The 23195-nt window shown below is 56.7% G+C and carries 19 protein-coding genes and 2 tRNA genes; 12 read left to right on the top strand and 9 right to left on the bottom strand.

The genetic code is table 11. The annotated features are described in order from the left end of the window. Positions 1-4: 4 nt before the first annotated feature. The 3 genes from recG (at position 5) to fpr (ending at position 4008) form a co-directional block, all read left to right on the top strand. Positions 5-2086, top strand: a complete 2082-nt coding sequence (gene recG, locus V6940_RS07570) for an ATP-dependent DNA helicase RecG (RefSeq protein WP_333495430.1) — start codon at positions 5-7, stop codon at positions 2084-2086. Positions 2087-2154: 68 nt separating this feature from the next. Then, a complete protein-coding gene (glpX, locus tag V6940_RS07565; protein WP_333495429.1) occupies positions 2155-3165 on the top strand; it encodes a class II fructose-bisphosphatase in 1011 nt (336 codons plus the stop codon). Positions 3166-3261: 96 nt separating this feature from the next. Beyond that, positions 3262-4008, top strand: coding sequence for a ferredoxin--NADP(+) reductase (gene fpr / locus V6940_RS07560; protein WP_333495428.1), 747 nt, complete (start codon positions 3262-3264; stop codon positions 4006-4008). On the opposite strand, the gene V6940_RS07555 is transcribed toward fpr, so the two are convergent. Then, positions 3999-4430, bottom strand: coding sequence for a DUF805 domain-containing protein (locus tag V6940_RS07555; protein WP_185667500.1), 432 nt, complete (start codon positions 4428-4430; stop codon positions 3999-4001). The two genes, fpr and V6940_RS07555, sit on opposite strands and share 10 nt — an antisense overlap. A gap of 111 nt (positions 4431-4541) precedes the next feature. On the opposite strand from V6940_RS07555, the gene V6940_RS07550 reads away from it, so the two are divergent. Then, positions 4542-5138 (top strand): DUF1454 family protein, encoded by a 597-nt coding sequence (locus V6940_RS07550; RefSeq protein WP_333495427.1) that lies wholly within the window; start codon positions 4542-4544, stop codon positions 5136-5138. Between the two features lie 108 nt (positions 5139-5246). Further along, positions 5247-6014, top strand: a complete 768-nt coding sequence (gene tpiA / locus V6940_RS07545) for a triose-phosphate isomerase (protein WP_035895862.1) — start codon at positions 5247-5249, stop codon at positions 6012-6014. Positions 6015-6132: 118 nt separating this feature from the next. Here the strand turns inward: tpiA and V6940_RS07540 are convergent, their stop codons facing one another. The 4 genes from V6940_RS07540 to zapB form a co-directional block, all read right to left on the bottom strand. Then, positions 6133-7437 carry an SLC13 family permease gene (locus tag V6940_RS07540; RefSeq protein ID WP_333495426.1) on the bottom strand — a complete coding sequence of 435 codons (1305 nt, stop codon included), beginning with the start codon at positions 7435-7437 and terminating at the stop codon, positions 6133-6135. A 73-nt stretch (positions 7438-7510) separates the two neighbouring features. Beyond that, the gene (locus V6940_RS07535; protein WP_333495425.1) at positions 7511-8266 is read right to left on the bottom strand and encodes a CDP-diacylglycerol diphosphatase; all 756 of its coding nucleotides are present in this window, start codon (positions 8264-8266) and stop codon (positions 7511-7513) included. A 93-nt stretch (positions 8267-8359) separates the two neighbouring features. Beyond that, positions 8360-9349, bottom strand: coding sequence for a sulfate/thiosulfate ABC transporter substrate-binding protein Sbp (sbp, locus tag V6940_RS07530; RefSeq protein ID WP_220440720.1), 990 nt, complete (start codon positions 9347-9349; stop codon positions 8360-8362). Between the two features lie 207 nt (positions 9350-9556). Beyond that, complete coding sequence (gene zapB / locus V6940_RS07525) at positions 9557-9802, bottom strand: septal ring assembly protein ZapB (RefSeq protein ID WP_115073675.1); 246 nt, start codon at positions 9800-9802, stop codon at positions 9557-9559. 421 nt (positions 9803-10223) lie between these two features. On the opposite strand from zapB, the gene V6940_RS07520 reads away from it, so the two are divergent. Next, the gene (locus V6940_RS07520) at positions 10224-11072 is read left to right on the top strand and encodes an MIP/aquaporin family protein (protein WP_220440721.1); all 849 of its coding nucleotides are present in this window, start codon (positions 10224-10226) and stop codon (positions 11070-11072) included. Positions 11073-11093: 21 nt separating this feature from the next. Next, on the top strand, positions 11094-12602 hold the full coding sequence (glpK, locus tag V6940_RS07515) for a glycerol kinase GlpK (protein ID WP_333495424.1): 1509 nt from the start codon (positions 11094-11096) through the stop codon (positions 12600-12602). A 133-nt stretch (positions 12603-12735) separates the two neighbouring features. On the opposite strand, the gene gltS is transcribed toward glpK, so the two are convergent. Further along, positions 12736-13938, bottom strand: a complete 1203-nt coding sequence (gene gltS / locus V6940_RS07510; RefSeq protein WP_333495423.1) for a sodium/glutamate symporter — start codon at positions 13936-13938, stop codon at positions 12736-12738. Between the two features lie 284 nt (positions 13939-14222). On the opposite strand from gltS, the gene V6940_RS07505 reads away from it, so the two are divergent. Continuing rightward, positions 14223-15614: a nucleobase:cation symporter-2 family protein gene (locus V6940_RS07505; RefSeq protein ID WP_333495422.1), complete on the top strand. Its 1392-nt coding sequence runs from the start codon at positions 14223-14225 to the stop codon at positions 15612-15614. Between the two features lie 119 nt (positions 15615-15733). Next, on the top strand, positions 15734-17410 hold the full coding sequence (locus V6940_RS07500; RefSeq protein WP_333495421.1) for an AsmA family protein: 1677 nt from the start codon (positions 15734-15736) through the stop codon (positions 17408-17410). Between the two features lie 298 nt (positions 17411-17708). Here V6940_RS07500 and yicI read toward each other — a convergent pair whose 3' ends face one another. Together yicI and V6940_RS07490 are read right to left on the bottom strand one after the other, a co-directional pair. Further along, positions 17709-20027 (bottom strand): alpha-xylosidase, encoded by a 2319-nt coding sequence (gene yicI, locus V6940_RS07495; RefSeq protein WP_333495420.1) that lies wholly within the window; start codon positions 20025-20027, stop codon positions 17709-17711. An 11-nt stretch (positions 20028-20038) separates the two neighbouring features. Next, positions 20039-21433 carry a glycoside-pentoside-hexuronide family transporter gene (locus V6940_RS07490; protein WP_333495419.1) on the bottom strand — a complete coding sequence of 465 codons (1395 nt, stop codon included), beginning with the start codon at positions 21431-21433 and terminating at the stop codon, positions 20039-20041. 290 nt (positions 21434-21723) lie between these two features. Between V6940_RS07490 and V6940_RS07485 the strand changes: the two genes are divergently transcribed. From V6940_RS07485 to V6940_RS07475, 3 genes are all read left to right on the top strand, one after another. Then, positions 21724-21817 (top strand) — tRNA-OTHER (locus V6940_RS07485). A gap of 385 nt (positions 21818-22202) precedes the next feature. Further along, positions 22203-22297 (top strand) — tRNA-Sec (locus V6940_RS07480). Between the two features lie 87 nt (positions 22298-22384). Next, a complete protein-coding gene (locus tag V6940_RS07475; RefSeq protein ID WP_333495418.1) occupies positions 22385-22948 on the top strand; it encodes a DUF6680 family protein in 564 nt (187 codons plus the stop codon). Positions 22949-22957: 9 nt separating this feature from the next. On the opposite strand, the gene V6940_RS07470 is transcribed toward V6940_RS07475, so the two are convergent. Next, positions 22958-23149: a toxin-antitoxin system HicB family antitoxin gene (locus V6940_RS07470; RefSeq protein ID WP_333495417.1), complete on the bottom strand. Its 192-nt coding sequence runs from the start codon at positions 23147-23149 to the stop codon at positions 22958-22960. Between the last annotated feature and the right edge of the window lie 46 nt (positions 23150-23195).

Below are 23195 nucleotides of genomic sequence, written 5' to 3'. Positions count from 1 at the left end.
CGCCATGCAAAGCCGTCTGCTGGATGCCGTTCCGCTCAACACATTGACCGGCGTAGGCGCCGCGCAGAGCAATCGGCTGGCGAAAATTGGTCTGCACACGGTGCAGGATTTGCTCCTGCACCTGCCGTTGCGCTACGAAGACCGCACCCAACTTTATCCTATCGGTGAACTGCTTCCCGGCATCTACGTGACCGTAGAAGGCGAAGTCCTGAACTGCAATATCACTTTCGGCGGCCGCCGGATGATGACCTGCCAGATTAGCGACGGCACTGGCATCCTGACCATGCGTTTTTTCAACTTCAACGCGGCGATGAAAAATAGCCTCGCCACCGGGAGACGCGTGCTGGCCTACGGTGAAGCGAAGCGCGGTAAGTACGGCGCGGAGATGATCCACCCGGAATACCGCGTACAGGGCGACCTCAGCACGCCGGATTTGCAGGAAACCTTAACGCCGGTCTATCCCACTACCGAAGGCATCAAGCAGGCGACGCTGCGCAAACTCACCGATCAGGCGCTGGACTTGCTCGATACCTGCGCCATCAGCGAACTGCTGCCGCCGGAACTGGCACAGGGGATGATGAGCCTGCCGGAAGCGCTGCGCACGCTGCATCGCCCGCCACCGACGCTACAGCTCGCCGATTTAGAAACCGGTAAACACCCCGCACAGCAGCGTTTGATTCTCGAAGAACTGCTGGCACACAATCTCAGTATGCTGGCGCTCCGCGCGGGCGCGCAGCGTTTTCACGCTCAGCCTCTCAGCGAGAATCGTGAGCTGAAAGATAAGTTTCTGGCCAATCTGCCGTTTAAGCCTACCGGTGCACAAGCGCGGGTGACGGCTGAAATCGAACATGATATGGCGCTGGATATACCGATGATGCGCCTGGTGCAGGGCGACGTTGGCTCCGGTAAAACGCTGGTTGCCGCACTGGCAGCGCTGCGCGCCATCGCCCACGGCAAACAGGTGGCGCTGATGGCTCCGACCGAACTGCTCGCCGAACAGCACGCCAACAACTTCCGCAGCTGGTTTGAACCACTCGGCATTGAAGTCGGCTGGTTAGCCGGCAAGCAGAAAGGCAAAGCCCGTCAGGCGCAGCAGGAAGCTATTGCCAGCGGTCAGGTGCAGATGATTGTCGGCACCCACGCCATCTTCCAGGAGCAGGTGCAGTTTAACGGGCTGGCGCTGGTGATCATCGATGAACAGCACCGTTTTGGCGTTCATCAGCGTCTGGCGCTGTGGGAGAAAGGCCAGCAGCAAGGCTTCCATCCGCATCAGTTGATCATGACCGCCACCCCCATTCCACGCACCCTGGCAATGACCGCCTATGCCGATCTGGATACCTCGGTGATTGACGAACTGCCGCCGGGCCGCACCCCGGTGACGACGGTGGCAATCCCCGATACCCGACGCCATGACATTATCGATCGCGTGCGCAACGCCTGCACCACCGAAGGCCGCCAGGCTTATTGGGTCTGTACGCTGATTGAAGAGTCTGACCTGCTTGAGGCTCAGGCGGCGGAAGCCACCTGCGAAGAGCTGAAGCTGGCGCTGCCGGAGTTGAATATCGGCCTCGTCCACGGGCGCATGAAGCCCGCCGAGAAGCAGGCCGTGATGCAGGCGTTCAAACAGGGCGAGCTACATCTGCTGATTGCCACCACGGTCATTGAAGTGGGCGTCGACGTACCGAACGCCAGCCTGATGATTATTGAAAACCCGGAGCGTCTGGGTCTGGCGCAGCTACACCAGCTTAGGGGCCGCGTAGGGCGTGGCGCGGTTGCTTCACACTGCGTACTGCTCTACAAATCACCGCTGTCGAAAACCGCACAAATGCGCCTGCAGGTGCTGCGCGACAGCAATGATGGCTTCGTGATTGCGCAAAAAGACCTCGAGATCCGCGGCCCCGGCGAACTGCTGGGTACTCGCCAGACCGGCAACGCCGAATTTAAAGTCGCCGACTTAATGCGCGATCAGGCAATGATCCCCGACGTTCAGCGCCTGGCGCGCCATATTCACGACCGTTATCCACAGCAGGCTAATGCCCTGATTGAACGCTGGATGCCGGAAACCGAACGTTATTCCAACGCGTAGCGATACCCGCAGCCCCTCTGGGGCTGTGCTAAACTTCGCACAATTTTACTTCCCTGGACGAGTTTGTAATGAGACGAGAACTGGCTATCGAATTTTCGCGCGTCACCGAAGCGGCGGCGCTGGCAGGCTATAAATGGCTGGGTCGCGGCGATAAGAACACCGCCGACGGCGCGGCGGTCAACGCCATGCGTATTATGCTCAACAAGGTCAACATTGACGGCACCATCGTCATTGGCGAAGGCGAAATCGATGAAGCGCCAATGCTCTACATTGGCGAGTCCGTTGGTACCGGGAATGGCGATGCAGTGGATATCGCCGTTGACCCAATCGAAGGCACCCGCATGACGGCGATGGGCCAGGCAAACGCGCTGGCGGTGCTGGCGGTGGGCGATAAAGGTTGCTTCCTCAACGCCCCTGACATGTACATGGAAAAGCTGATTGTCGGCCCAGGCGCAAAAGGCACTATCGATCTCAATAAACCGCTGGAAGAGAACCTGCGTAACGTCGCGCACGCGCTGGACAAGCCGCTTTCCGAATTAACCGTCACCATTCTTGCCAAGCCGCGCCACGACCAGGTTATCGTTGAGCTGCAAAAACTGGGCGTTCGCGTCTTTGCCATCCCTGATGGCGACGTGGCCGCGTCCATCCTGACCTGTATGCCGGATAGCGAAGTCGATGTCATGTACGGCATTGGCGGCGCACCAGAAGGCGTCGTCTCTGCCGCCGTGATTCGTGCGCTGGATGGCGATATGCACGGCCGTCTACTGGCGCGTCACCATGTCAAAGGCGACAGCGAAGAGAACCGCCGCATCGGTGAAAACGAGCTGGAGCGCTGCAAGGCGATGGGCATTGAAGCAGGCGTCGTACTGACGCTCGACGACATGGCTCGCAGCGACAACGTGATTTTCTCCGCCACCGGCATCACCAAAGGCGACCTGCTGGACGGTATTACCCGCAAGGGCAATATCGCCACCACCGAGACGCTGCTGATCCGCGGAAAATCACGCACCATTCGCCGCATTCAGTCGATTCACTACCTCGATCGCAAAGACACTGAAATTCAGCGTCACATTCTCTAAATCATTTGATCAATAGAGCTTTCCGGCCCTTTCGGGCTGGAAATCTGCTCTCGTCGCGGTGATGATAAAACTAACGATATTGAGGGGAGAAAAGCCATGGCTGACTGGGTTACAGGCAAAGTTGTTAACGTGCAGAACTGGACGAATGCACTGTTTAGCCTCACCGTCCACGCACCGGTTAAACCATTTACCGCCGGGCAGTTTGCCAAGCTAGGGCTGGATATCGACGGCGAACGCGTTCAGCGCGCCTACTCGTACGTTAACGCCCCGCACAACCCCAATCTCGAGTTCTATCTGGTTACCGTTCCTGACGGCAAGCTAAGCCCACGTTTAGCGGCGCTGAAGCCCGGCGATGAAGTGCTGGTTGTCAGCGAAGCGGCTGGCTTTTTTGTACTCGACGAAATTCCCGACTGCGAAACCCTGTGGATGCTGGCAACCGGCACCGCTATTGGCCCGTACCTGTCGATTCTGGAAGAAGGTAAGGATCTGGATCGCTTTAAGAATCTGGTGCTGGTTCACGCCGCGCGCTACGCCGCCGACTTAAGCTATCTGCCGCAAATGCGGGCGCTGGAAGAGCGTTACGCTGGTAAGCTGCGTATTCAGACGGTCGTCAGCCGGGAAACCGCGCCGGGCATGCTAACGGGGCGCGTACCCGCGCTTATTGAAAGCGGTGCGCTGGAAGCGGCGGTCGGCCTGCCGATGAACGCCGAAACCAGCCACGTCATGTTATGCGGTAACCCGCAGATGGTGCGCGATACCCAACAGTTGCTGAAAGAGACCCGACAGATGACCAAACACCTGCGTCGTCGGCCGGGCCACATGACCGCTGAACACTACTGGTGATCGGCGCGGTACTTCACGTCCTGAGTCTCTTTGCCGTATTTATTTTCGCCCTGGGTGCCAACAAACGCGCCCAGGTCGATAAGCATCATCACAATGATCAGCGTCGGGATAAAACGCCCTACGCCCCACTGCCACATGCCGGGCAGCATTGACCAGTTGCCAGCCAGCAGCATCCACGCCAGTATCATCAGCAGCGCCCAGATACCGGATTTACCCCGGTCATGTAAGCGTTTAATCGTCACCGCCGCCGTTGGCCAAAGCAGACAGACCAGCATAAATGCCGCCGTTTGCAGGTCAACCAGCCCGCCGCCCGCAAGGCTGAACAGCGCCACCATCGTCACTGCCCAGATAGCGATCCAGATCCAGAAGTCACGGCGGCCAATACGGCCTTTACCGGAAAATAACCATTGCTGTAGAGTCATGTACCCTTTCCTTTGTCGTTGTGCCGCGTAGTTTACCCTGAAGCGGCCACATTTTGACAAGCGAGGCGGTTCCCGTTTTAATCGTCATCTGAAAAGAGGAGGACGATAAGCATGAGAAAGTGGATAACGCTGTGTCTGGTAGGGCTTGTGGCCCTGGGCGCCGGTCAGTCCGTGCTGTCGGCGCAATCGCCTGCGGCCGTTGCGCCGTATCTGCTGTCTGGCGCGCCGGTCTTTGACCTCTCCATCAGCCAGTTCCGGGAAAAATTCAATACCGATAACCCGACGCTGCCGCTCGATGAGTTCCGCGCTATCGCGTCCAGCCGCGATCAGCTCAATATTACCCGAGCCGCCAGCAAGATTAACGAAAACCTCTACGCCTCAACGGCGCTGGAGCGCGGTACGCTGAAAATTAAATCTATCCAGATAACCTGGCTGCCGATCCAGGGGCCAGAACAGAAGGCTGCGAAAAATAAAGCGCAGGAATATATGAGCGCCCTGATGCGCGCCGTGATCCCGACGCTCACCAAACCGCAAAGCCTGCAAAAGCTGCAAAAACTGTTGGCGCTGGGTAAAGGCAAACATTACTTCGCCAGCACCGAAGGCGCCGTGCGCTATGTTGTCGCAGATAACGGTGAAAAAGGGCTGACCTTCGCCGTTGAACCGATTAAGCTGGCGTTATCTGAGAATCTTGAAGGGGAGAATAAATGATAAAAAGCAAAGCCTTCATGACATTCAATCTCTATACTGTTTCACAGACCATGCTGCCCTGACGGGCGGCCATATTCCTTAATTCGCTGATAAGCGTGGAGAATCGAAATGCGACATCCTTTAGTGATGGGTAACTGGAAACTGAACGGCAGCCGCCACATGGTAAACGAGCTGATTGCTAATCTGCGTACCGAACTGGCTGGCGTTGCTGGTTGTGGCGTTGCTATCGCGCCACCAGAAATGTACATCGATCTGGCTAAACACGCCGCTGCGGGCAGCCACATCCACCTGGGCGCGCAGAACGTTGACCTGAACCTGTCCGGCGCATTCACCGGCGAAACTTCCGCTGAAATGCTGAAAGATGTTGGCGCAACCTACATCATCATCGGCCACTCCGAGCGTCGTACCTACCACAAAGAATCTGACGAGCTGATCGCTAAGAAATTCGCGATTCTGAAAGAACAGGGTCTGATCCCAGTACTGTGCATCGGTGAAACCGAAGCAGAAAACGAAGCGGGCAAAACTGAAGAAGTTTGCGCACGTCAGATCGACGCGGTTCTGAAAACTCAGGGCGCAGCAGCCTTCGAAGGCGCGGTTATCGCATACGAACCAGTATGGGCGATCGGTACCGGCAAATCTGCAACCCCAGCGCAGGCTCAGGCTGTTCACAAATTCATCCGTGACCACATTGCTAAAGCTGACGCGAAAATCGCTGAACAGGTTATCATCCAGTACGGCGGTTCCGTAAACGCGGGCAACGCAGCAGAGCTGTTCACTCAGCCTGACATCGACGGCGCGCTGGTTGGCGGTGCATCCCTGAAAGCTGACGCTTTCGCGGTGATCGTTAAAGCAGCAGAAGCGGCGAAAAAAGCGTAAGACATTCACGCGGAACCTCCTCCGGATTCGGCATTTGCCTCGTCCGGGCGACCAGGTTCCCCGTAGCCCGGCCAGGCGTAGCGCTTGCCGGGAAAAACCGGCCATTTGGCCGGTTTTTTTATAATTTCCCCAGCACCTGATACCACGCGTAATCCAGCGGCAACAGCAGCAAATAGCTCACCGCCGCCAGCGCCAGACACAGCAGCATCCCGGCCCGCGCAGGCACCTTCCCTAACGCCATCGCCACCACGATCGGCGATGCCTGATACGGCAGCAGCGGCGTGGAGTAACCCAACACCTGAATCATAATCACGCTGAGCAGCGGGAAACCGGTGGCATCGGAGAAACTCTGGGCAAAAGTCGTATACAGCGCAGGCACACCGTTGGCGGTCATAATAAAATTCAGCGCGCTGGTAATGCCGGTCAGCGCCAGGAAGCTGGTAAACGGTGCATCCTCACTAAGCGGCATAACATGCAGCAACGCATTGCCCACCACCGCGCCAATCCCGGTTTGGGTCACGGTGATCGCCAGCCCCAGAATCCCCGCCACGTAAATACAGGTGCGGATGTTCACTCCGCTAGCAAATTCGTCGCCATTGATAAACCCCACGCGCGGTAGCAACGTGATTACCGCGGCCACCAGCCCGGTCCAGGCCGGCCCTATGCCGTGCCAGCTCTCGCTCACCCATAGCGTTAATACTACCGCTAATAGCCACGCCAGGCGCTTCTCATCCCCGCTCATTGGCGGCAATGGCTCCAGGTCGCGCGGCGGGTGCGGTTTTCCAGGAAACAGCCAGCAGATAAGCCCTACCAGCGCGGCCCCCTTGAGCCAGCCCAGTACTGGCGTGTGCAGCAGCAGATACGGCACGTAGTTAAGGTGAATACCGTAGGCACCCTCCGCCGCGCCGCTCATCACCAGATTAGGCACGTTGGCGGGCAGAATGGTCGCTGAAAGCTGGAAGGTACCAAAGCCAACGGCCAGCGCCAGCCCGTACCAGGCACGGGTGCCGTCTTCAATACCCGCGCGTTTAGCCATGGCCGCCACAATCGGCATCAGCAGCGCAATACGCCCCATATTCGACGGCATCACAAACGCCAGCGCGTAGCTCAACAGCACCACGCTACCAACCATCAGCAGCCAGGAGTCGGTGAGCCTTGAGGAGAGCGCCCGTGCGGCGCGATCGGCCAGCCCGGTTTTACGAATGGCAATGCCGAGCACAAAACCGCTGAACACCAGCCAGAAGGCCGACGAGGCAAAGCCACCGAAGATAACGTCCGGCGGTGCGATTTTCGCGGTCATGGCCGCCGCGAAGAACAGCAGCGCGGTAATAAACTCCGGCAGCAGCGAGGTGGCCCACAGCAGGATAGTCACGCCAACGATGATAGAGGGAAGGAACAGAGGGTGGGACAACCAGAGCGACATACCTGTCTCCTGTCGTTTTTTTCAGCAAGCATACGACGACAGGGTAGACAGGTAAACGCCAGATTAGGTGGGGTTATTGCAGGATTGCGCAGCGATGATCCTGAATTTCCTCGGCGGAGGCACGGTTCAGGGTCAGCAGATTACGCTCGGTCGCCAGCAGCAGCAGCGAGTCATCGCTTTGCTTCACCAGCGCCAGCGCGAAACGCCCCATATGGTCGCGCGCTTCCGGCACTTCTTCCGCCAGCATCAGGAACGGACTGCGCTGCGCCAGCTCGTTTTCGGTGACGCGACGCGCCAGATATTCATGCCCCATCAGCCCGCCCGGCAGCGGTAGCCAGCGGCTGCTAATGGCGGCGATATCGCCGTCCAGTTGCTCGCGAACGTCTTTGCGCAGGCAGGAAATATGGATATGGAAATGGTTTTGCGTCCGCCCGGTACGGGAGTTGATGGTCAGGGAGATGGCGCTATCCGGCACTTCCGAACCCCGTTTATCGCTCATGATCATACGACGCTGCCACGCCTGCCAGAAGAAGTTTGGCGTTTGCGGGTTGAGCAACAGCGGGCTTTCGGTGCCGTTAATCCGGTAGGTTGGCATCAGCAGATACTGCAGCGGGCCGTTGCGGTCTTTAAAGAGCACATAGCCGCCCTTCGGGTTCACATCGGCACAGGGTGCCGGGGTGCGGTGATTCAGCTGATTAGGCACGCACTGCTCTAGCACAATGTGGCGCAGCGCGTCCGGGTTGCCGGAATGCAGCCAGTACCAGCCGCCTGCAGTGGCGGCGATCACCAGTACCAGCAGTGCTGCCAGCGAGTATTTTAAGCGCGTCATATTGTCTCCCCTAATCAAATCAAGGGGGAAGAGTAACGTAGTTTGATGACCAAAAGAAAACGCCCGGTAAAATCACCGGGCGTTAGAGGGAGATTAACGCTTACTAATCTGGTCGAAAGTCCCACCGTTAGAGAAGTGGTCTTTCTGCGCTTTCGTCCAGCCACCGAACTCATCATCAATGGTGAAGAGCTTCAGTTTCGGGAACTCGCTTTCATACTTCTTCGCCACCGCCGGGTCGCGTGGGCGATAGTAGTTCTTCGCCGCGATCTCCTGGCCTTCCGGCGAGTAGAGGTACTTCAGGTAAGCTTCTGCCACCGCCGTGGTGCCTTTTTTCTCCGCCACTTTGTCGACCACGGAAACGGTCGGCTCGGCGAGGATAGATTCGCTTGGGGTCACGATTTCAAACTTGTCTTTACCCAGTTCGTTCGTCGCCAGCAACGCTTCGTTTTCCCAGGCAATCAGCACGTCGCCGATGCCGCGTTCTACGAAGGTGTTAGTCGAACCGCGAGCGCCAGAGTCCAGCACTTCCACGTTCTTATAGAGCGCCTTCACGAAATCCTGCGCTTTGGCCTGATCGTTATTGTTGTGATGCAGGGCGTAGCCCCAGGCTGCCAGATAGTTCCAGCGAGCGCCGCCGGAGCTTTTCGGGTTCGGGGTAATTACGGAAACGCCCGGTTTAATCAGGTCGTTCCAGTCATGAATCTGTTTTGGGTTGCCTTTACGCACCAGGAACACGATGGTGGAGGTGTACGGCGCGGAGTTATCCGGCAGACGCTTGATCCAGTTTTTGTCGATGCGGCCACGTTCAGCAATGGCATCAACGTCATAGGCCAGCGCCAGCGTAACGACGTCGGCATCAATCCCGTTAATGACGGAAGTGGCCTGCTTGCCAGAACCGCCGTGCGACTGGCGAATGACCACGTTATCACCGGTCTCTTTTTTCCAGTGCGCGCTGAACGCCTTGTTATATTGTTCGTACAGTTCACGCGTCGGATCGTACGACACGTTGAGTAATTGGATGTCCTTAGCCAGTACGCTGGTAGTAGCCAGCAAAAGAGTTAACCCTACGCCCCACTTATTCATCGCCCGCTCTCTTATCTGTTGTGTTGTAATGAGGCTAGCCTGCCAGAAATCTAACCGATGATTAAAGAATAAAAAAAGATTGATTATGCAGTTTTGAAATATAAGCGGGCACACGCAATGCGCGTTTGTTCGAAATCACTCAGCGGGGGAAATTCGCGGGGGTGAAGCATCCCCAGGCCGTCATAAACTGCCCGGGGAGGAGTGGAATTAGACTTCTTCCATGCGGCCGAGCAGCGCCTGCAGACGATCCTGCCAGCCGCTCTGCTGTTCTTTCAGCTGGTTGTTTTCACGCTCCAGCTCTTCACGGCTCTGGTGTGCAGACTGTACATCCTGCGCCAGGGTGTTGTTCTTTTCTTTCAGCTCTTCGATTTCCATCTGCAACAGCGTGATGGTATCAATCGCCTGCTGAACTTTCGCTTCCAGTTTCTCAAACACTTCTAATGACATCGTCATAACCTCTCCTGATCTTGCAAGGCGTTGATATCGTCCCGGAACCCCGGCGACGCCTTAACGTAAATAAGCGCACGGCTTGCAGTCGATTGTATGGAGCGCCGTCGCGACTGTCCAGCGCCAGAGCCTGTAGATTGCGGTTGTCCGCAATTTTCGGCCTGGTCCTGGAGCGTTAGCGCACTTTCCCATTAAATTGTTAAATGTTTAGCCACGAGAATGTTTCGCTCCTCACACTTTTCGTTCCGATAATGTTCATTTATTGGCGCGAAAACGCTCATTTCTTGACGCGGTACACACATTTTGATTTCGATATTTCTCGTTTACGCTCGTTAACGATAAATTAACACTATGCCTACAAGGCAACATGAGTGCTATGAGCGCTCATGAACACAATAATCATCAATTAGTCTTTAGGATTCCGATTATGAGCCAGACATCAACCTTAAAAGGCCAGTGCATTGCCGAGTTTCTTGGTACCGGGTTGTTGATTTTCTTCGGCGTGGGATGTGTCGCAGCGTTGAAAGTCGCCGGGGCGACCTTCGGCCAGTGGGAAATCAGTATCATCTGGGGTCTGGGCGTGGCGATGGCCATTTACCTGACCGCGGGGGTTTCCGGTGCGCATCTTAACCCGGCCGTGACCATTGCACTTTGGCTGTTCGCCTGCTTCGACGGGCGTAAAGTCGTTCCGTTCATCGTGGCTCAGTTTGCCGGGGCGTTCTGCGCCGCCGCGCTGGTCTACGGGCTTTATTACAACCTTTTCCTCGACTTCGAACACACGCACAATATGGTGCGCGGCAGCGTCGAAAGTCTTGAACTGGCCGGTATTTTCTCGACTTACCCGAACCCACATATCAATTTTGTGCAGGCTTTCGCGGTAGAAATGGTGATTACCGCTATCCTGATGGGCGTAATCCTGGCACTCACCGACGACGGTAACGGTGTTCCACGTGGGCCGCTGGCACCGCTGCTGATTGGCCTGCTGATTGCGGTTATCGGTGCGTCAATGGGTCCACTGACCGGGTTTGCGATGAACCCTGCGCGTGACCTTGGACCGAAAACCTTCGCCTGGCTGGCAGGCTGGGGCGACGTCGCCTTCACCGGCGGCAAAGATATTCCTTACTTCCTGGTGCCGCTGTGTGCGCCAATAGTAGGTGCTGCGCTGGGTGCGTTCAGCTATCGCAAGCTGATTGGCCGTCACCTGCCGTGCGACACCTGCGAGGTTGAAGAGCCGAAGGCGGCCTCCAGCCAGAACCAACAAAATGCTTCGCTGTAAACTGACTACGGAACGTTCATTATGACTGACAAAAAATATATCGTTGCGCTCGACCAGGGCACCACCAGCTCCCGCGCCGTCGTTATGGATCATGACGCCAACATCGTCAGCGTGTCACAGCGCGAATTCGAACAAATTTACCCTAAGCCAGGCTGGGTTGAGCACGACCCAATGGAAATCTGGGCAACCCAAAGCTCCACGCTGGTTGAAGTACTGGCAAAAGCCGACATTAGCTCTGACCAGATTGCCGCTATCGGTATCACCAACCAGCGTGAAACCACCGTGGTGTGGGAGCGCGAAACCGGTAAGCCAATTTACAACGCCATCGTCTGGCAGTGCCGCCGTACCGCGGATATCTGCGAGCAGTTGAAACGCGACGGTATGGAAGAGTACGTACGCAAAGCCACCGGTCTGGTGGTGGACCCGTATTTCTCCGGTACCAAGGTGAAGTGGATCCTCGACCACGTCGAAGGTTCCCGCGAGCGAGCGAAACGCGGCGAACTGCTGTTTGGTACCGTTGATACCTGGCTTATCTGGAAAATGACCCAGGGCCGCGTTCACGTCACCGACTACACCAACGCCTCACGTACCATGCTGTTCAACATCAACACGCTGGAGTGGGATGACAAGATGCTGGACGCGCTGGATATCCCGCGCGCCATACTGCCGGAAGTGCGCAAGTCTTCCGAAGTGTACGGTCAGACCAACATCGGTGGTAAAGGCGGTACCCGTATTCCTATCGCCGGGATTGCCGGCGACCAGCAGGCGGCGCTGTTCGGTCAGCTGTGCGTGAAAGAAGGGATGGCGAAAAACACCTACGGTACCGGCTGCTTTATGCTGATGAACACCGGTGAGAAAGCGGTGGCCTCCAGCCACGGCCTGCTGACCACCATCGCCTGCGGCCCACGCGGCGAAGTGAACTATGCGCTGGAAGGTGCGGTCTTCATGGCGGGTGCCTCCATTCAGTGGCTGCGCGACGAAATGAAGCTGATTAGCGACGCGTTCGACTCCGAATACTTCGCCACCAAAGTGAAGGACACCAACGGCGTGTACGTGGTGCCAGCCTTTACCGGCCTCGGCGCACCATATTGGGACCCGTATGCGCGCGGTGCTATTTTCGGCCTGACTCGCGGCGTGAACTCGAACCATATTATTCGCGCCACGCTGGAATCCATCGCCTACCAGACCCGCGACGTGCTGGAAGCGATGCAGGCAGACTCCGGCATTCGTCTGCACGCCCTGCGCGTGGACGGCGGTGCGGTAGCCAACAACTTCCTGATGCAGTTCCAGTCCGACATTCTTGGCACCCGCGTGGAACGCCCGGAAGTGCGCGAAGTGACGGCGCTCGGCGCGGCCTACCTGGCTGGTCTGGCGGTCGGCTTCTGGCAGAACCTGGATGAGCTGCAGGAGAAAGCGGTGATTGAGCGCGAGTTCCGTCCGGGGATTGAAACCACCGAGCGTAACTTCCGCTACAGCGGCTGGCAGAAAGCGGTGAAACGCGCGTTAGCGTGGGAAGATCACGAAAGCTAAGCACCGAGCAAGGATGCCGGATGGCGGCGCGAGCGCGCCTTATCCGGCCTACGGTTAGGTGCCGTTTGTAGGCCTGATAAGCGTAGCGCCATCAGGCAAAAAAAGGCCGGAGACAATCTCCGGCCTTTTTATTTCAGCCAAATATCGGCAACATCAAATACAGCTTAATCACCAGCGCGTTGACGATATCAATAAAGAACGCCCCCACCATCGGCACCACCAGAAACGCCATATGTGACGGCCCGAAACGCTCGGTAATGGCCTGCATATTGGCAATCGCCGTTGGCGTGGCGCCAAGGCCAAAACCGCAGTGACCCGCCGCCAGCACCGCCGCGTCGTAGTTTTTGCCCATCAGACGGTAGGTGACAAAAATCGCGTACAGGCCCATTGCCACGGTCTGCACCGCCAGAATCACAATCATCGGCAGCGCCAGATCCGCTAACTCCCACAGCTTGAGGCTCATCAGCGCCATCGCCAGGAACAGTGACAGGCTGACGTTACCCAACACCGACACCGCCCGTTCAAACACGCGATAGAAGCCCATCAGCGCCAGACCGTTGCTGAGGATCACCCCGACAAACAACACGCAGACAAACGTTGGCAGCTCCAGCGCGGTACCGGCGAGCAGTTGCGCAATCACTTTGCCCAGCGTTAAACAGATGGCGATAAGCGCGATGGTCTCAATCAGTACCAGCGAGGTAATGCTGCGCCCCACATCCGGCTTTTCAAACGCCGTCGGCACTTCCAGATCGTCCGGCGTACCGTCCGGTGATGACGAATGTTTCACCAGATAGCGCGCCACCGGGCCACCAATCAGGCCGCCGAGCACCAGTCCAAAGGTGGCACAGGCCATGGCTACTTCTGTTGCATTTTCAAAGCCATAACGTTCGATAAACAGCTTGCTCCACGCCGCCCCGGTACCGTGACCGCCGGAGAGCGTAATCGACCCCGCCAGCAGCCCCATCAGCGGGTCGAGCCCTAAGAGCTTCGCCATACCAATGCCCAACGCGTTTTGCAGCAGCAGTAGCCCCACCACCACAATCAGGAACGTCCCCACCACTTTGCCACCTGCGCGCAGGCTAGCGATATTAGCGTTAAGGCCGATGGTGGCGAAGAACGCCAGCATCAGCGGGTCCTTCAGGCTCATATCGAAGTCGATTTCCCAGCCCATGCTCTTTTTCAGCACCAGCAGTGCCAGCGCCACCAGCAGGCCGCCCGCAACGGGCTCGGGAATAGTGTATTTCTTAAGGAAGGGAACGCTCTGAACCAGTTTTCGTCCTAGCAGCAACACCAGCGTTGCGGCAACGAGCGTCGATAAAGTATCGAGATGAAACATAATTACAGCTCCTGACTAAAACGCATGATTCATTCACACGCGACCAATTTCCCATGTCGTCCACGCCTCCTCATGAGACGTTGGGCAAAAGTGTAAGCAAGAAAAAGGTGATCAGGGTAGAAAAACGTATTATTTGTCATCATTTTCGTTAACTTACCCCGTCAAATCCCTTTGTTTTGCGCGGTTATCTTACGCAATAATTTGTCATCGATGAAAGCAACCGATTGCTTTTACCAACCAGTCCGCTAAAATCGCCACTTTTCCACCACGGGATTACCTCTGAGATGTCTTCTAACACACTCGATCAAGCCAATGCGCAACCGATTGCGCATTCGCAAAACAGCGAATTAATCTATCGTCTGGAAGATCGCCCACCGCTGCCGCAGACGCTGTTCGCGGCGTTCCAGCACCTGCTGGCGATGTTTGTCGCGGTGATCACACCAGCGCTGCTCATCTGTCAGGCGCTTGGCCTGCCAGCGGAAGACACTCAGCACATTATCAGCATGTCGTTATTCGCCTCTGGTGTGGCGTCCATCATCCAGATTAAAGCCTGGGGCCCGGTGGGTTCTGGCCTGCTGTCGATTCAGGGCACCAGCTTTAACTTCGTTGCGCCACTGATTATGGGCGGCACGGCGCTGAAAACCGGTGGTGCCGACGTGCCAACGATGATGGCGGCGCTGTTCGGCACCCTGATGCTGGCGAGCTGCACCGAGATGGTTATCTCTCGCGTGCTGCACCTGGCGCGCCGCGTGATAACGCCGCTGGTTTCCGGCGTGGTGGTGATGATTATCGGCCTGTCGCTGATTCAGGTGGGCCTGACCTCCATCGGCGGCGGCTATGCGGCGATGGCTGACCACACCTTCGGCGCGCCGAAAAACCTGCTGCTGGCAGGGATTGTACTGGCGATCATTATTCTGCTTAACCGTCAGCGCAACCCGTACCTGCGTATCGCCTCTCTGGTGATTGCCATGGCGGCAGGCTACCTGATGGCGTGGTTCCTCGGCATGCTGCCGGAAAACACCGCGCCAACAAACGGCAGCCTGATTATCATTCCAACGCCGCTGTACTACGGCCTGGGCATCGACTGGAGCCTGCTGCTGCCGCTGATGCTGGTGTTTATGATTACCTCGCTCGAGACCATCGGTGATATCACCGCCACCTCGGACGTATCCGAGCAGCCGGTTTCCGGCCCGGTCTATATGAAGCGCCTGAAAGGCGGCGTGCTGGCGAACGGCCTCAACTCTTGCGTATCGGCCATCTTCAACACCTTCCCTAACTCCTGCTTCGGGCAGAACAACGGTGTGATTCAGTTGACCGGCGTGGCCAGCCGTTACGTGGGCTTTGTGGTGGCGCTGATGCTGATCGTGCTCGGCCTGTTCCCGGCGGTAAGCGGCTTTGTACAGCACATTCCTGAGCCCGTGCTCGGCGGCGCAACGCTGGTGATGTTCGGTACCATCGCCGCTTCCGGTGTACGTATCGTCTCCCGCGAGCCGCTGAACCGTCGTGCAATTCTGATTATCGCGCTGTCGCTGGCCGTCGGCCTGGGCGTTTCCCAGCAGCCGCAAATCCTGCAGTTTGCGCCGGACTGGCTGAAAAACCTGCTCTCTTCCGGCATCGCCGCCGGGGGTATCACTGCGATTATCCTCAATCTGGTCTTCCCGCCGGAAAAAGCGTAATCCCTTCGCGGCAGTGGTTTCGCCACTGCCGCTGACATCGAATAATACGATTCCCGCCTTGAGGAATGCGCATAAATCATGCATAACAGGTTTATGTGCCCTTCTCAGGACGGAAGATCATGAAATTTCTTGGAAAGCTCATTATCTGGCTGTTGATCGCCCTGCTGCTGGTGATCCTGGCCTTCTATTTCTTGCTGCAAACGCGCTGGGGCGCCCGTCACGTTAGCCAGTGGGTAAGCGATAACACCGCCTATCACATCACGTTTGACGCGATGGACCATCGCTTCTCTTCGCCTTCTCATATCCTGCTGAAAAATGTCACCTTTGGCCGTGACGGGAAGCCCGCGACGCTGGTTGCCAAAGCGGTAGATATCGGTCTGAGTTCACGCCAGATAACCGACCCGCTGCACGTCGACACTATTCTATTGCAGGACGGCACGCTGAATCTGTCCCCTTCTACCGCGCCGCTGCCGTTTGCCGCAGACCGCCTACAGCTAAGCAATATGGCGCTGAACAGCCCGGAAACCGGCTGGGAGCTAAGCGCCCAGCGCGTCTCCGGCGGCGTGATGCCGTGGGCACCAGTGGCAGGCAACGTGCTAGGTACCAAAGCCCAGATTCAGATGAGCGCCGGTTCGCTGTCGCTTAACGGCGTACCGGCCACCAACGCATTGATTGAAGGCTCGCTCAATAACGGAGAAGTTACCTTAACCACCGTCGGTGCGGATATGGCACGCGGCTCGCTCACCGGCAATGCACGGCGCAACAGCGACGGCAGCTGGGTGGTGGATAATTTGCGCCTTAACGATATCCGCATGCAGAGCGACAAGTCGCTGCTCGATTTCCTTGCCCCGCTGACTACCGTGCCATCGCTGCAGATTGGTCGGCTGGACATTACCGACGCCCACCTGCAGGGGCCGGACTGGGCGGTCACCGACCTCGACCTCAACTTGCGCAATCTGACCCTCAGCCAGGGCGGCTGGCAGAGCGACGATGGCAAAATCTCGATGAACGCGAGTGAGTTTATCTATGGCTCGCTGCATCTGCTCGACCCGATCCTCAACGCCGAATTCTCGCCGCAGGGGATTGCGCTGCGCCAGTTCACCTCACGCTGGGAAGGCGGCATGGTGCGCAGCTCCGGCAACTGGTTACGCGCCGGTAACGCGCTGGTGCTGGATGATGCGGTCTTTGCCGGGCTGGAATATACGCTGCCGGAGAACTGGAAAACGCTGTGGATGGAGCAACTACCGCCGTGGCTGCAAAGCGTGACCCTGAAGAAATTCGGTGCCAGCCGTAACCTGGTGATTGATATCACCCCGGACTTCCCGTGGCAGGTCACCGCGCTGGACGGCTACGGGGCCAACCTGCAGCTGGCGAAAAACCGCCAGTGGGGCATCTGGGGCGGCAGCGCGACGCTGAACGGAGCGGCGGCAACCTTTAACCGCGTTGACGTACGTCGCCCATCCATGACGTTGAATGCCGATGCTTCGAACGTGAATATCACCGAACTGAGCGCCTTTACCGAAAAAGGCATTCTGGAAGCCACCGCCACCGTGGCCCAGCAACCACAGCGCCAGACCCGCGTGACGCTGAACGGCCGCGGTGTACCACTGAACGTACTCGAGCAATGGGGATGGCCAGCGCTGCCGATTACCGGCGACGGGAATATTCAACTGACGGCGAGCGGGAATGTGCAGGCGGATACGCCGCTGAAACCGACGGTAAACGGGGAGTTGCATGCGGTGAATATGGATAAGCAGGAAGTGACCCAGCAGATGCAGGGTGGGGTGATGAAGTAGTTCGCGCGGGGTTCCCCTCACCCCGGCCCTCTCCCCAAAGGGGCGAGGGAGAAAACCAACCATGCCAGCCACACCATCGATCCCCTCTCCCCAAAGGGGCGAGGGAGAAAACCAACCATACCAGCCACACCATCGGTCCCCTCTCCCCAAAGGGGTTAGGGAGAAAACCAACCATGCCAGCCACACCATCGGTCCCCTCTCCCCAAAGGGGCGATGGAGAAAACCAACCATGCCAGCCGCACCATCGGTCCCCTCTCCCCTATGGGGAGAGGGTTAGGGTGAGGGGGCACTCTCAGTACTAAAGCGTAATTACCAGCTCATTACCCTGCGCCGTCACCACCACGCCGAGCTCACTACCCGCCTGCGCCCCGCCCTGCACACCAGCCACCTGCTGGATGTTGCGCAGGCACAGCGTCCAGCCGCTCGCCTTGCCGTTGCCCGTTACGGTAATCACGTTACCCTGACGCTTCGCGGTCAGCGTATAGATAACCGAACCGTCCTGCGCTGGCACTTCGCAAACCGCCTGGCGACCATCTTCCAGATGGAACAACTGGAACGCCGTCCCTTCATGCCAGGCGTAGTTCGGTACCTGGCTATTGTTGCCCAGCGCCAGCAACGTGTTGTCGCGCACGTACACCGGCAGGCTCATAAAGTCGTGCTGCTGTTTATGCCAGCGGCTGCCCTGCACCTCGTCGTTGTGCCACAGGTGCGTCCAGAGGCCTTCCGGCAGGTAGAACTGCACGTCGCCCGCTTCGGTGAACACCGGCGCCACCGCCAGAGAGTCGCCGAGCATGTACTGACGGTCGAGGTAGTCGCACGCCGGATCGTCCGGGAATTCCAGCATCATGGCGCGCAGCATTGGCGTGCCCTGTTCGTTCGCCAGCGCCGCCTGACGATACAGGTACGGCATCATGCGGCACTTCATTTCGGTGAAGTAGCGCACCACGTCGCAGGACTCTTCGTCGTACGCCCATGGCACACGGTAGGATTTGCTGCCGTGCAGGCGGCTGTGGCTGGAGAACAGGCCAAAGGCACACCAGCGCTTGTAGACATCCGCCGGGGCAGTGTTTTCGAAGCCGCCAATGTCGTGGCTCCAGAAACCAAAGCCGGACAAGCCGATAGACAGGCCGCCGCGCAGGCTCTCCGCCATCGATTCGTAGTTGGCGTAGCAGTCGCCGCCCCAGTGCACCGGGAACTGTTGCGCGCCCACCGAGGCGGAACGGGCAAACAGCACCGCTTCTTTCTCGCCGAGGTTCTCTTTGAGCACGTTCCACACCAGCTCGTTGTAGATGTAGGCGTAGTGGTTGTGCATTTTCTGCGGGTCGGCATCGTTGAACCAACGGACGTCGGTCGGGATGCGCTCGCCAAAGTCAGTTTTGAAGCAGTCGACGCCCATCTCCACCAGGCCTTTCAGCTTGTCGGCGTACCACTGGCAGGCTTCCGGGTTGGTGAAGTCATAAATCGCCAGGCCCGGCTGCCATTTATCCCACTGCCAGACCGAACCATCCGGGCGTTTGAGCAGGTAGCCCTTCTCTTTCAGCTCCTGGAAGATAGGGGATTTCTGGCCGATGTACGGGTTAATCCACACGCAGACCTTCAGCCCTTTGTCTTTCAGGCGCTGGATCATGCCTTTCGGGTCCGGGAAGGTCACCGGGTCCCATTCGAAGTCGCACCACTGGAAGGCTTTCATCCAGAAGCAGTCGAAGTGGAAGACGTGCAGCGGCAGGTCGCGCTCCGCCATGCCGTCGATAAAGCTGTTCACCGTCGCTTCGTCGTAGTTGGTGGTGAACGAGGTGGTCAGCCACAGGCCGAAGGACCAGGCCGGTGGCAGCGCCGGGCGGCCGGTGAACTGGGTATAGCGGTTCAGCACCTCTTTCGGGGTTGGGCCGTCGATAACGAAGTATTCCAGATGCTCGCCTTCGACGCTGAACTGCACCTTGGAGACTTTCTCTGAACCAATCTCGAAGGAGACGTTTTCCGGGTGATTCACCAGCACGCCGTAGCCGCGGTTGGTCAGGTAGAACGGAATATTCTTGTAGGACTGTTCGGTGCTGGTGCCGCCGTCGCGGTTCCAGGTTTCAACGTTCTGGCCGTTGCGCACCAGCGCGGTAAAGCGCTCGCCCAGGCCGTAAACGGTTTCACCCACGCCGAGGTCCAGACGCTCGAACATGTAGTTGCGGTCGTCGTTGCTGTCCTGCACGTAGCCGTTGTTTTTCAGCTGGCTACCGGTAATGCGAACGCCGTTGCGCAGGAAGTCCAGCGACCAGAATTCACCTTTGGTGACGCGCACGCTCAGGTTGCCGCTTTTCAGCTCGGCAAACTCGGCGGTGTTCTGGATTTGCACCTTCACGTCTTTCAGCACGTTCAGCGGGTAGTGCGGGCCTTTATCCAGCGCCCCCTGGAAGTGCTCAATGCGCACGCCGACCACCCCTTCCTGAGGAGAGAAAAAGCGAATGGTGAACATCGGCGTGTCCAGCTGCCACGTACGTTCCCGCACATCGCGCGGCGCCACATACACCACCAACTCATTCCCATGCTGTTCAACATCAAACACCTGGACAGGATGAATCAAGTTGAGACCCGGTTGGGTCATCCAGTTTCCATCACTGATCTTCATAGTTCGTCCTCTTAATTCCCGAGAGATTGTTTCATAGATACGTTTTCAAAATCCTGCTGAGTGCGGTGCGCACCGCTCGCCAGTTCAGCCATCATCTTGACCAGGAATGGCGTTTTCAGGGTGTAGAAGCGCTTCGCCACAACGGCGCTCAACAGGTAGCAAATAGCCGGTACGATAGTGAACAGAGCAATAATGATGCTGATGGTGGTGGGGTTCTGCGCTTTGGCCGCAGCGTCATAACCGCCGCCAGCCAGCATCCAGCCAATCATCGCACCGCCCAGCGCCAGGCCGAGCTTCAGCACGAACAGCGTGCCCGCAAAGCTAATGCCGGTGAGACGTTTACCGTTACGCCATTCACCGTAGTCAACGGTGTCGGACATCATGACCCACTGAATCGGGGTCACGAGCTGGTGCAGAACGCCAATCACGAAGATAAAGGCAAACATAACGACGCTCGCGTTCATCGGTACAAAGAACATCGCCAGGCTCAGGACCGCCAGAATGGCGTTGGTCCACCAGAAGACGCTCACTTTGCATTTCCAGTCGGTCAACGGTTTGGCCAATGCCGAGCCAATCAGGTTGCCGACGCAATAGGTGGTGAGGAAGGCGGTAAACAGTGCCGGGGAGCCCATAATCCAGGTGACGTAATACATCATCGCGCCGCCGCGTACGCAGACCGCCATGATGTTGAGGATGGTGAGCAGGCCGACGATGCGCCACTGGTCGTTGTGCCAGATGTCGCGCAGGTCCTCACGCATGGAGTTATTGGTTGGCGGCGCTTCCACGCGCTCTTTAGTGGTGAAGAAGCAGAAGGCCAACATCAGGAATGCCACTACGGAGAGCACCGCGATACCGCCCTGGAAGCCCAGCGCTTTATTATCGCCACCAATAAGATTCACCAGCGGCATCATTAAGACGGTAGAGAGCATGCCACCCGCCGTCGCCAGCACGAAGCGCCAGGACTGCAGCGAGATGCGTTGCGTCGGGTCGTTGGTGATAACCCCGCCAAGCGCGCAGTAAGGGATGTTGACCACGGTGTAGAACAGGGTCAGCAGCGTGTAGGTGATGGCCGCATAAATCAGTTTGCCGTTATGGCTGAAGTCCGGGGTGCTGTAGGCCAGCACGCAGACCACGCCGAACGGCAGCGCGCCAAACAGCACCCACGGGCGGAACTTGCCCCAGCGGCTGCGGGTACGGTCGGCCAGCAGCCCCATGCACGGGTCGGAGATGGCATCCAGCGCGCGCGCCAGAAGGAACATGGTGCCAACAAAACCTGCGGGTATACCGAAGATATCGGTATAGAAGAACATCATGTACAACATGACGTTATCGAAAATGATATGGCTGGCGGCGTCGCCCATGCCGTAGCCGATCTTCTCTTTGACAGATAATACTTCACTCTTCATCTTTCAAACCCTTTTCGCACCGAAGCCACGTTGGTACCGGTTACATATTTTTTAAACCATCCGCCGTATAAGGTGAATTGCGATATCTCGTTATCAAATTACGTTTCTTGATTTATGTGATCTGGGTTGGCGGGTAGAGTGTGTCGAAGTGTAACTTACGGATTTTGTAGGAATTTCTATCCATGCCGTGCGGCAGATATAAAAAAGATGCCGAAAAATGTAAGTAAAGATGTGGTAACTGATTGAAAGTGGCTATAATGCGCCCCGCCTCCATGTAGCAATGCAGGCGCGGAAGATCGTCGTCTCCGGTGAGACGATTGGACATCTTTTCCAGTGGTAGCCGCCTGCGGCTCCCGGCAGGTTCGACTCCTGCGATCTCCGCCAAAATTAGCTCACTTTTCCGCCAAAGTATTTACTCGTTTTATCTATACTCTCCCTTAGCGTTGTCCTTTTCCGTACTGATACTGTCCCGGCTCGTTTACGCCGTAAGCCTGCGCGGCCAGCGGTTGATAAACACAACGCGAAATGGCCGTGAAATGGTCAAATATTCGGTTACGGCGCTGGTTTTTACGCCATTCATCGGGCAAGAAGTGCGGTAAATTGTCTGCGGTGTTCTAGCGGGAAAATGTAACCATAGGAAAAGGCAGGGTTTTATCTGGGAAGTCCAAAAGTGACGGGGCTACGGGGCGAAAAATGTGCCCTGGGGGGATGTGGTAAATGATTGAAAGTAGCTATAATGCGCCCCGCCTCCATGTAGCAATGTAGGCGCGGAAGATCGTCGTCTCCGGTGAGGCGGCTGGACTTCAAATCCAGTTGGGGCCGCCAGCGGTCCCGGGCAGGTTCGACTCCTGTGATCTTCCGCCAAAATTCATACCTAAAACCAGCCATTTGGCATATCTACTTCATTCTTTTATTTTTATATGATCCCAGCTTTGCAAGCAGGATAAATGAGTGAACTTAGCACTGACTATTGTGGCAATTGCTGCAACCTTAATTAGCCCATTATTAGCTGTTCAATCTCAAAAATTGATAGAGCGATATACTGAAGTAAAATCTCTTAAAATAGAAATTTTCAGGCAGTTGATGTCAACCAGATCTCAAAATGCAAGACTATCAAGTAACCATGTGAATGCTTTAAATATGATCGACCTTGCTTTTTATGGAAAAATTAAAAAGGGAAAAGCAAAAAGAAGTAAATCTGAGAGCAAAGTAATCGCAGCCTGGAATTTATATTTTTCTCATTTAAATAGTACATATCCTAGCAATGAAGCATTAGTTGCCATATGGAATCAAGAAAGTAACACTATGTTCTTAGATCTATTGTCAGAAATAGCTAAAGACATTGGTTATAATTTTGAGCGAGTGCAACTTCAAACAGCAATTTATTCTCCAGTTGCACATGGGGAAATTGAAAATGATAACCGCAAAATCAGAAAGGGTTTAGCTTCTGTCTTTTCCGGCGAGCATCCATTAAAAATGGAAATCGTAGGTATACCTCGCAGAGAAGATAATTAACAATACGCTTTATATTTCTGGCTCAATTCCCAACCTACTTAGTTCTTTTCTTCCCAAGGTTTTGAGCCAATTCCCCAAACTCATCCCCTCTGCCTTCGCCGCAGCCTCAAACTGCGCCTTCAACTCCGGCGTAATACGAATCTGAAAAGTCGGTGCTTTTCCGGACTTTGATGGGTTAGGGTCGCGTTTCGTCGTTGACATGTACGTACCTACAAGAGCAATCTATCATCAATCAGGTACGTACCTT

Origin of the sequence: Kluyvera sp. CHPC 1.251, assembly GCF_036759945.1 — a bacterium.
Lineage (GTDB): Bacteria > Pseudomonadota > Gammaproteobacteria > Enterobacterales > Enterobacteriaceae > Kluyvera > Kluyvera sichuanensis.
The sequence above is the reverse complement of the archived record's forward strand: the minus strand, read 5'-3'. Positions and strand labels throughout refer to the sequence as shown.